The organism is Leisingera sp. F5, assembly GCF_001593695.1.
Window position 1 is genome coordinate 1 of sequence record NZ_LUKH01001058.1, and the last position, 1,314, is coordinate 1,314.

Here is a 1,314-nt window from a genome sequence, read left to right on the forward strand (position 1 = left end):
CGCAGCTAGGGTGCGCGGCATGACAGAATACAGTGATAAGCATCTGCAAGCGGTCCTGCAGCGGGCCAAGACGGTGGCGGTTGTCGGCGTGTCGATGAACCCGGTGCGCCCCAGCTATTACGTGGCGCGCTATCTGGGCCTTAAGGGGTACCGGGTGATTCCGGTGAACCCCGGCCATGCTGGCAAGATGTTGTTTGGCGAGACGGTGCGGGCCAGTCTTTCTGATATCGATGCCCCGGTGGATATGGTCGACATCTTCCGCCGCTCCGAAGCGGTGCCGCCGATTGTGGACGAGGCGCTGGAAATGTTTCCTGACTTGCAGACCATCTGGATGCAGATCGGGGTGCAACATGCTGAGGCTGCTGCCAAGGCCGAGGCGCGCGGTGTGACGGTGATCCAGAACCGCTGTCCCAAGATCGAATATCAGCGTTTGTTCGGAGAGTTGCGGTTCGGCGGTTTCGCCACCGGAATCATATCCTCGAAACTTTGAGGGGGCGCGGGGCGGAGGTGCTCCCGCCCATTCCTGCACCCTTCGGGGCGGCCTCCACGGTTGGGCCGGGCTCCGCTGCGCGGCGCAAGAAGAAGGTTTTGCTGTGAGACCCTTGAGAGGGTGAGGGCCGTCTAGGAATTGATTCGGGAGATCAAATCAGGCGCGAACGGGCGGAGCCCTGCCCTCAAGGGCCTTTCTGATTGTGTTTTCCGAATGCGCGTCAAGGGCAAGCCGCGCTGGCGCGCGGAGGTTGCGCCTGCCTTGATCCGCGGCCGCAGGAGGGGGGTCAGCTCTTGCGGCGGCTGGCCTTCTCGGTGACGCCGCTCAGGCCCTGGCGTTCCGCCAGCACCTGCAGCACATCGTCCAGCGCCACATTGCGGGCGGCCAGCATCACCAGGAAATGATAAAGCACATCGGCCCCTTCTGAGGCGAGCCCCGCCTTGTCATCCTTCACCGCTTCGATGATGGCCTCGATGGCTTCCTCACCGAATTTCTCGGCGCATTTCTCCGGTCCCTTGGCCAGCAGCCTGGCGGTCCAGCTGCTGTCCGGATCAGCGCCCTTGCGCGAGAGGATGGTGGCTTCGAGATCGTGCAGCAGGCTCATCACATGCCCCTTCAGTTCAGCCGCATGGGAATGCCGGCGGCGGCCATGTGGTTCTTGGCTTCCTGGATGGTGTATTCCCCGAAGTGGAAGATCGAGGCCGCCAGCACCGCGCTTGCGCCGCCTTTGGTCACGCCCTCCACCAGGTGATCCAGGTTGCCGACGCCGCCCGAGGCAATCACCGGTACGTCCACCGCATCGGAAATAGCCTTGGTCAGCGGCA

At 63.2% G+C, this 1,314-nt stretch carries 3 protein-coding genes; 1 reads left to right on the plus strand and 2 read right to left on the minus strand.

Annotated features, from left to right (window positions below; genetic code table 11):
- Window positions 1-19 precede the first annotated feature (19 nt).
- Complete coding sequence (locus A2I95_RS38820) at window positions 20-490, plus strand: CoA-binding protein (protein WP_291737716.1); 471 nt, start codon at window positions 20-22, stop codon at window positions 488-490.
- Between the two features lie 286 nt (window positions 491-776).
- On the opposite strand, the gene A2I95_RS38825 is transcribed toward A2I95_RS38820, so the two are convergent.
- Together A2I95_RS38825 and A2I95_RS38830 are read right to left on the minus strand one after the other, a co-directional pair.
- Entirely contained in the window at window positions 777-1,094 is a 318-nt protein-coding gene (locus A2I95_RS38825; protein ID WP_291737714.1) for a phosphoribosyl-ATP diphosphatase, read from the minus strand.
- A gap of 11 nt (window positions 1,095-1,105) precedes the next feature.
- On the minus strand, window positions 1,106-1,314 hold a 209-nt coding region (locus tag A2I95_RS38830; RefSeq protein WP_291737715.1), incomplete at its 5' end, for a HisA/HisF-related TIM barrel protein.

Bases quoted from the DNA above. Each gene is read 5' to 3' on its own strand.
- A2I95_RS38825 (WP_291737714.1), bottom strand. From the start codon at position 1,094: ATGAGCCTGCTGCACGATCTCGAAGCCACCATCCTCTCGCGCAAGGGC.
- A2I95_RS38820 (WP_291737716.1), top strand. From the start codon at position 20: ATGACAGAATACAGTGATAAGCATCTGCAAGCGGTCCTGCAGCGGGCC.